Raw genomic sequence first — 8,349 nt, 5'->3', positions numbered from 1 at the left:
GATGACACCACGAGAGCGGAACAGCCAGGCGGAATAAGCCCGGCCGTTCACAGCGTCCTCGCTGTGTTTTACTTCAAAGGAACCTCGCCCCGACCTGACGGCCGGGAACGGGGTATCAACATATCTGGCGTTGATTTTTGGCACGCTGTTGAGTTCTCAAGGAACGGACGCTTCCTTTGTACTCACCCGAGAGACTCTCTCGCGGCTTTCCTCCGGGCGCTTCCCTTCGGTGTTCCAAACTCTATCAGTGTTTTTCCGACTCCCTGACCACCGTTCTGCGAGCACGCAGAAAGCAATCCGAGATGAGGATCTGACAGTTTGGGATGCTGCTGAGCAAGGACGCTGTCCAGCGCCGCTCGGCCTCAAGCAGGAGTACGACAGTACACGCGGTCTCGAACCCCACGCAAATCGATTAGGGTTGTGGTCTAGACCACTAACTGGGATCATCGAGCGGAACCGTCACTCGATGTGACATAGCCTGCTGCTCAGTGCGCCGTCCGGCACAGGCAGCGACGGCCCCTCTGTATCTCCACCCTGGGAGGCTTCCCATGACCACCGTGACGTCCCCGCTTGCCGGACGCGCCATCGGACTGGCCGCCGTGCCGGATCCGGTCTTCTCCGGCGCCATGGTTGGCCCCGGCACCGCCATCGACCCCGTGCGCGAGCCCTCCGAGGCCGTCGCACCCGTGGACGGAGTGATCGTCTCCCTCCACCCGCACGCTTTCGTCGTCGTCGACGACCAGGGCCACGGCGTGCTCACCCACCTGGGCATCGACACCGTGCAGCTCAACGGCGAGGGTTTCGAACTGCTCGTGAACAAGGGCGACACCGTGACCCGGGGCCAGGGCGTGGTGCGCTGGGACCCGGCCGCCGTCGAGGCCGCCGGCAAGTCCCCCGTGTGCCCGGTCGTGGCGCTCGAGGCGACGGCCGAGGCCCTCTCCGAGCTCCGCGACGACGGCGAGGTGAAGACCGGGGACAGTCTCTTCCTCTGGAAGTGACGTCCGTGCCGTCGTATGACGGTGAGCAGGAACAACCACCGCGGCGGCGGGACTCCGCTGCACTATCGGAGACGGGTGAGATGGAGACAACGCTGCGAGGCGTCGGCGTGAGCCACGGTGTGGCGATCGGCGAGGTTCGGCACATGGGAACGGCGGTGCTGGAGCCGCCTGCCAAGCAGATTCCGGCCGAGGACGCGGAGCGTGAGCAGGGGCGCGCCCGGCAGGCGGTGGAAGCGGTCGCTGCCGACCTGGTCGCGCGCGGCAATCTGGCGGGTGGTGAGGCCCAGGCGGTGCTCGAGGCGCAGGCCATGATGGCCCAGGACCCCGAGCTGATCGCGGACGTGGACCGTCGGATCGCCGTGGGAAGCACGGCGGAGCGGGCGGTGTACGACGCCCTGGCCGCCTATCGTGCGCTGCTGGCCGGCGCCGGTGAGTACCTCGCCGGTCGCGTGGCCGACCTCGACGACGTGCGGAATCGTATCGTCGCCCGGTTGCTCGGGGTGCCGATGCCCGGTGTTCCGGACAGCGACGAGCCGTACGTGCTGATCGCCCGTGACCTGGCGCCCGCCGACACGGCGCTGCTGGACCCGACCCTGGTGCTCGGTTTCGTGACCGAGGAGGGCGGCCCGACGAGCCACAGCGCGATCCTGGCGCGGGCGCTCGGAGTACCCGCTGTGGTGGCGCTGCCCGGCGCGGGTGAACTGGCCGAGGGCACGATGATCGCCGTGGACGGCAGCACCGGTGAGATCTTCGTGAACCCCAGCGCGGAGAAGAAGGCACAGCTGGAGAGCGCCGCCGCCGAGCGGAAGGCGGCGCTGGCCGCCTCGACCGGGCCGGGTGCCACCTCGGACGGCCACCGGGTGCCGCTGCTCGCCAACGTCGGCGGTCCGGCGGACGTGCCGGCCGCGGTCGAGGCCGGCGCCGAGGGTGTCGGTCTGTTCCGTACCGAGTTCCTCTTCCTCGACGACAGCAAGAACGCGCCGTCGGAGGAGAAGCAGGTCGAGGCGTACCGCAAGGTGCTGGAGGCGTTCCCCGAAGGGCGCGTCGTGGTGCGGGTGCTGGACGCCGGGGCGGACAAACCGCTGGAGTTCCTGACGCCGGCCGACGAGCCGAACCCGGCGCTGGGCGTGCGGGGTCTGCGGACGCTGCTCGACCACCCGGACGTGCTGCGCACCCAGCTGACCGCGCTCGCCAAGGCGTCGGAGGGGCTGCCTGTCCATCTTGAGGTCATGGCGCCGATGGTGGCCGACCGGGCCGACGCCAAGGCGTTCGCCGATGCCTGCCGGGCGGCGGGTCTGCACGCGAAGTTCGGCGCGATGGTGGAGATCCCGTCGGCCGCACTGCGGGCGCGCTCCGTCCTGCAGGAGGTCGAGTTCCTGTCCCTGGGCACGAACGACCTCGCGCAGTACACGTTCGCCGCCGACCGCCAGGTGGGCGCGGTGTCCCGGCTCCAGGACCCGTGGCAGCCGGCGCTGCTCGACCTGGTCGCGCTGTCCGCCGACGCCGCCAAGGCCGAGGGCAAGAGCTGTGGTGTCTGCGGCGAGGCCGCGTCGGACCCGCTGCTGGCGTGTGTGCTGACCGGTCTCGGTGTCACCTCTCTCTCCATGGGTGCGGCGTCCATCCCCTACGTCCGGGCGGCGCTGGCGAAGTACACGCTGACCCAGTGCCAGCGGGCGGCGGTCGCCGCCCGGGCGGCGGACAGCGCGGAGGAGGCCCGCACCGCGGCGCAGGCCGTGCTGTCCGGCGAGTAGCGGTCCGCCGGCGAACGGTCCCCGGCCTTCTGGGGCGCTCCACCTGCGGGTGGGGCGCCCCCTCGCTGTGTCGGTGCTGCCGCGGTGTCAGTGCTGGTGGGACGTCGGTCCCTGGGTTCCGAGGTCCGGTGGTGCGCAGTAGTCGACGTCCGACTCCGGGGAGATGAGGTCTCCGGATTCCACGTCCGTGCAGTAGGCGTCGAACACCTCCCCCGCGGTGAGGGGTTCCAGGCCGCCGCGGATGCGCCAGCCGTAGACGCGGTCGGCGGTGCCCGGGGCGGTGGTGCGCATGACGAGTCCGCCCGGGCCGCCGATTCCGAGGCCGAGGGCCAGCACGGTGGTGAACTCGAGTGCCTCGGCCTCGTCGAGTTGCGTGACCCCGTCGGCGTCGTCGTCGGCGTGCAGGACGGCCACCAGGGTCTCCGGGGTGCCGGAGACGCTGCAGACGAGGTGTCGATTGCCGGGCCCGGCCGTCTCCAGGATGCGGACGAGGAGGTCGGAGGCGCGCACGAAGGCCGCGCGGCCGAGGTCCTCGCCGCCGGAGGCGCAGGAGCCGAGCCGGGCCAGGAGCGTGGAGGCGTACTCCCAGGTGGCCTGGCGGACGGCCTCGTCGACGAGGGCCGGGACGAGGTCGGAGAGCGGCCGGCCGTCGTACGGGAGGGTGGGTCCGGTGGCGGCCAGTTCGGCCGTGAAGCGGGTACGGCTGGACGGGGCGTCGGGGTTGAGTCCCGTCTCCGCGCAGAACTCGGCGTAGTCCTCGGGGTCGAAGAGGGTCACCGTGGTGTGGCTCCCCTGGGAGGCCCGTGTCCTGAGGACGGCCTCCACCTGTTCCAGGTAGGTCGTGTGGTCGTCGAAGGTGAAGCTGCGGTAGCGGCGCATGGCGCGGAAGTCGTGCTCGTCGGTGAGCAGCGCGATGGTGCCGGCGATTTCGCGGCGCAGGACGCGTCGCATGGTCTGGTGGTCGGTGTGCGCCATGAGTTCCCCCTGAACACGTCGATCAATGCTCACTCACAGTAATCGGCGGCACTGACAACGACGTCCCGGGGTGCGTCAGGCGCGTTTGCGGGCCAGTTCCTCGTAGAAGTGCAGCAGGTCGAGGTTGTCGATGGAGCCGGCGTTGACGGCCTTCTCCAGGGGGGTGCCCTGGAGGAGTCGCTTCACCGGTACCTCGATGCGCTTGCCGGTGAGGGTGTGCGGGATCCCGGGGACCTCGATGATCTCGTCGGGGATGTGACGGGGTGAGAGCTGTTCGCGGATCGTCTGCTTGACGCGGTGGAGAAGGGCGTCGTCGAGTGACGCGCCGGGGGCGAGGTGCACGAAGAGGGGCATCCAGTAGCCGCCGTCGGCCTGCTCGACGCCGATCACGAGGCTCTCCCTGATCTCGGGGAGGCGTTCCACCGCTTCGTAGATGTCGGCCGATCCCATGCGCACGCCCTGCCGGTTGAGCGTGGAGTCGGAGCGGCCGTGGATGATCACGGAGCCTCTGGAGGTGAGCGTGATCCAGTCGCCGTGGCGCCACACGCCGGGGTAGGTGTCGAAGTAGCTGTCGTGGTAGCGGCTGCCGTCGGGGTCGTTCCAGAAGCGGATCGGCATGGACGGCATGGGGTTGGTGACCACGAGTTCGCCGACCTCGTCCACCAGGGACCGGCCATCGGGGTCCCAGGACTGGAGGTCGGTGCCGAGGCCGGGTGCCTGGAGTTCGCCGATGTGGACGGGGAGCGTGGGTACGGCTCCGGCGAAGCAGGAACAGACGTCGGTGCCGCCGCTGACCGAGGCGATCCACAGGTCGTCGCGGACCTCGTCGTGCAGCCAGCGGAAGCCGTCGGGCGGCAGGGGGGAGCCGGTGGTCGCGACGCAGCGCACGGCGGAGAGGTCGAAGTCGCGGGCCGGGTGCACGCCCGCCTTGCGGCAGGCCATGACGTAGGCGGCCGAGGTGCCGTAGAGGGTGGCCCCGGTGCGTTCGGCGATGCGCCACTGGGCGCCGGTGTCCGGGTGGCCCGGGCTGCCGTCGTAGAGCACGATCGTCGTGCCGGTGAGGAGGCCGGAGACGAGGAAGTTCCACATCATCCAGCCGGTCGAGGTGTACCAGAAGAAGCGGTCCTCGGGGCCGAGGTCGCAGTGCAGGCCGAGCTGTTTGAGGTGTTCGACCAGGATGCCGCCCTGGGACTGGACGATGGCCTTGGGCAGGCCGGTGGTGCCCGAGGAGTAGAGCACCCACAGGGGGTGGTCGAAGGGCACCTGCTCGAAGGCGGGCTCCACGTCGGCGGCGGTCAGGGCCGACCAGTCCAGGGTGCCTTCCGGGGCCTCGGTGCCCAGGAGCGGGATGTGGACGACGGCGCGCAGGGTGGGCAGTTCGCGGCGGAGTTCGGCGACGGTGTCGCGGCGGTCGTGTTCCTTGCCGCCGTAGCGGTAGCCGTCGACGGTGAACAGGACGACGGGTTCGACCTGCTGGAAGCGGTCGAGGACGCTGCGGGCGCCGAAGTCGGGGGCGCAGGACGTCCAGACGCCGCCGACCGCCGCCGTGGCGAGGAGGGCGACGACGGCCTCGGGGATGTTGGGCAGGTAGCCGCTGACGCGGTCGCCGGGGCGTACGCCGAGTTCGCGCAGCGCGGCGGCGAGGGAGCCGACCTGGCGGCGCAGCTCGGACCAGCTGACCGGCCGGGGGTCGTGCGTCTCGTCGACGTGCAGCAGGGCGGGCTGGTCCGTCCGGGTGGCGGCGGCGCGCAGCGCGTGTTCGGCGTAGTTGAGGGTCGCTCCGGGGAACCACTGGGCGCCCGGCATCGAGCGGTCGCCCAGCACGCGCGCGTAGGGCGTGGAGAACCGTACGTCGAACCACTCGGTGACGGCCTGCCAGAACACGTCGAGGTGGTCGACGGACCAGCGGTGCAGCGCCGCGTAGCCGCCCTCGGAGGGGGCGCCGTGGTGCTCGGCGGCCCAGGTCTGGAATCGGGTGACCTGTGCCCGCTCGATGCGTTCGGCGTCTGGCTGCCAGAGCGGCTGGGGGTTCACGGTCGACATGGGGCGGCTCCCGGACTGTGCGCGTCGTGTGCGTCGGGCGCGCACGGGCGGGGGTGTGCGCGTGACGCGGCTGACACGGACGATGCCATGTGATCGACTTCCGCACCAGGGCGCGCCCCACATAGTCCGTGTCGTGAAGATGTGGTCCCGGCACAGGTGAACGGAAGTTGAACGACACGCCCGCGTAGGGCCGTCGATGGCAGGGTGAGCAGCATGGACGGTCGTGACCTGGTGCGTTCGGTGAAAGCGGTCGGTACCGCGGGGGTGAGTCAGGGGTTGCGTACCGTACGGGCCGCGTGGCGCAGGAAGCGTGCCGACGCCTCCGGGCTCCCGGCGCGGGGTGCGGAGCGGGCCCGGGTGCCGGGTCCCGTGCGGGAGGTCGAGCCGGGGCCGGGAGGCGGCGTCCTGCGGTTCGCCCGGTCCGAACTGCGGGTCCTGGTGGCGGCGAACGGGGCGGTTTTCTGGGGCTGGGACGGGGCCGGTCCCGAGCCGTCGTACGCGCTCGCCGGACGGTGTCCCGAGCCGGACCCGCGGGCGGTGCTGGAGCCGGACAAGGAGGGTGGCTGGCGGGTCGTCGCCGAGCGGGTGACGGTGGTCGTCTCACGGCACGGTGCCGTCGAGGTGCTCACGCCGGGCGGTGTGGTCCTGCGCCGGGACCTGCCGCCGCGGTGGTGGGAGCCGGTCGGGGGAGGCACGGCGCGCTGGATGCAGCGGTCCGAGGTGGCCGCGGACGCCCGGTTCTTCGGGCTCGGGGGGCGTGCCGGGGGTCCGCGGCTCAGGGGCGGCGCGTACCGGCTGTGGAACTCCGACCCGGGCCGGCCCTTCGGCCCCGGTGACGATCCGCTGTACCTCACGATGCCGGTGCAGGTGGTGGTCGCCGACGCGGCCACGCATCTGGTGTTCCACGACACCTCGTGGGACGGCAGGGTGACGCTGCGGGAGGGCGAGGAGGGCGCCGGCTCGGGGCACGACCGGGCGGGGACGTGCGAGCTGCGGATGGACGGCGGTCCACTGCGGTGCTGGGTGGTGGTGGGTACTCCCGCGCGCGTGCTGCACGCCTGGGCCTCGCTGACGGGGGCACCCGCGCTGCCGCCCGCGTGGGCGCTGGGCCACCATCACGCTCCCTGGGGCTTCGGCGGTGAGCAGGAGGTGCGGCGGCTCGTGGCGGGTTATCAGGAGCGGGGGCTGCCGCTCGACGCCGTTCATCTGGGCTTCGACCGCCACGACGGCCATCGCGCGTTCGGCGTCGACAAGGAGCGGTTCCCCAAGCTGCCGCAGCTCGCCGCGGACCTGCGCCGGGACGGTGTCCGTCTGGTGTCGGCCGTCTACGCGGGAGTCGGCGCCGTGCCGGGCGACGACGTGTACGACAGCGGCACGGCCGAGGACGCGTTCGTGCGGGACGCCTCGGGGCGGGTCGTGCGGGGCGTCGGCCGGACGGGTGAGGTGGTCTTCCCGGACTTCACCAGCGCGCGCGTACGGCGCTGGTGGGGCGGTCTGTACGAGGAGCGGCTCGTCCAGGGGTTCTCGGGTTTCTGGCACGACGGGAACGAGCCCACGTCGGTCACCGCGTTCGGTGAGCCGACCCTCCCCCGGTCGGCCCGGCACGCGCTGGAGGGGCGCGGGGGCGACCACCGCGAGGCCCACAACGTCTACGCGCTGTGCATGGCCGGTGCCGCTCACGAGGGGCTGGAAGAACTGGCTCCGGGGGAGCGGCCGTTCGTCTTCTCGCGTTCCGGGTGGGCCGGGCTCCAGCGTTACGGCGGGACATGGTCCGGTGACGTGGCCACCGGCTGGCCCGGCCTGCGGGCCTCGCTGTCGCTGGTCATGGGGCTCGGGCTGTGCGGGGTGCCGTACTCCGGGCCCGACGTGGGCGGCTTCGACGGGGTTCCGTCCGCGGAGCTGTACCTGCGGTGGTTCCAGCTGGGCGCGTATCTGCCGCTGTTCCGCACGCACGCGAGTGCGCGCGCGGGTCGCCGGGAACCGTGGGAGTTCGGTGCCGAGGTGCTGGAGCACGCGCGCGTGGCGCTCCTCGCACGGCGGCGGCTGTCGCCGTACCTGATGACGCTGGCGCATCTGGCGCGGCGCACGGGCGCGCCCTATGTGCGCCCGGTCTGGTGGTCGGCGCCGGAGGACCGTGCGCTGCGCGACTGTGAGGACGCGTTCCTGCTGGGTGACTGTCTGCTGGTGGCGCCGGTCCTCCATCCGGGCGCGGACCGGCGGGCGGTGCAGTTGCCGCGGGGGCACTGGTACGACACGGCGACGGGACGGCCGTACGAGGGGCCGGCCCAGGTGCTGGTGGACGCCCCGCTGTCGCGGATACCGGTGCTCGTGCGCGCGGGCGCCGTCATCCCCGTGCGCGGGGACGACGGCGGTCTGGAGCTGGAGGTGTGGGCGCCCGCCCGCGGTCGGACCGGGGCGGGGCTGGTGGTGCCCGACGGGGGCGACGGGCACCACCAGCCGGAGATCGAGCGCTATGTCTCCCGCTGGGAGGGCGACCGGGTGGTCGTCGAGCGGGAGGGGGAGGACGGGATGGGCGTGCCTGCCCACCCGGTGCGGGTCCGGGGGCTCGGGGAGGTCTGACC

Annotated in this window: 5 protein-coding genes; 3 read left to right on the top strand and 2 right to left on the bottom strand. The window is 71.9% G+C overall.

Annotation, left to right across the window (positions count from 1 at the left end; genetic code table 11):
• Positions 1-548 precede the first annotated feature (548 nt).
• Together ABZT03_RS17860 and ptsP are read left to right on the top strand one after the other, a co-directional pair.
• Positions 549-998 carry a PTS glucose transporter subunit IIA gene (locus tag ABZT03_RS17860; RefSeq protein ID WP_356040163.1) on the top strand — a complete coding sequence of 150 codons (450 nt, stop codon included), beginning with the start codon at positions 549-551 and terminating at the stop codon, positions 996-998.
• 80 nt (positions 999-1,078) lie between these two features.
• Complete coding sequence (ptsP, locus tag ABZT03_RS17855) at positions 1,079-2,749, top strand: phosphoenolpyruvate--protein phosphotransferase (protein ID WP_356040160.1); 1,671 nt, start codon at positions 1,079-1,081, stop codon at positions 2,747-2,749.
• Positions 2,750-2,836: 87 nt separating this feature from the next.
• Here ptsP and ABZT03_RS17850 read toward each other — a convergent pair whose 3' ends face one another.
• Together ABZT03_RS17850 and ABZT03_RS17845 are read right to left on the bottom strand one after the other, a co-directional pair.
• Entirely contained in the window at positions 2,837-3,724 is an 888-nt protein-coding gene (locus ABZT03_RS17850; protein WP_356040158.1) for a hypothetical protein, read from the bottom strand.
• Positions 3,725-3,799: 75 nt separating this feature from the next.
• Complete coding sequence (locus ABZT03_RS17845) at positions 3,800-5,767, bottom strand: acetoacetate--CoA ligase (protein ID WP_356040155.1); 1,968 nt, start codon at positions 5,765-5,767, stop codon at positions 3,800-3,802.
• 213 nt (positions 5,768-5,980) lie between these two features.
• Here ABZT03_RS17845 and ABZT03_RS17840 point away from each other — a divergent pair, with 213 nt between their 5' ends.
• Positions 5,981-8,347, top strand: coding sequence for a glycoside hydrolase family 31 protein (locus ABZT03_RS17840; RefSeq protein ID WP_356040152.1), 2,367 nt, complete (start codon positions 5,981-5,983; stop codon positions 8,345-8,347).
• Positions 8,348-8,349 lie beyond the last annotated feature (2 nt).

It is taken from the genome of Streptomyces sp. NPDC005574 (assembly GCF_040605435.1).
In the GTDB taxonomy this organism is placed as follows: domain Bacteria; phylum Actinomycetota; class Actinomycetes; order Streptomycetales; family Streptomycetaceae; genus Streptomyces.
This window is presented reverse-complemented; position numbering and strand designations above follow the sequence as displayed.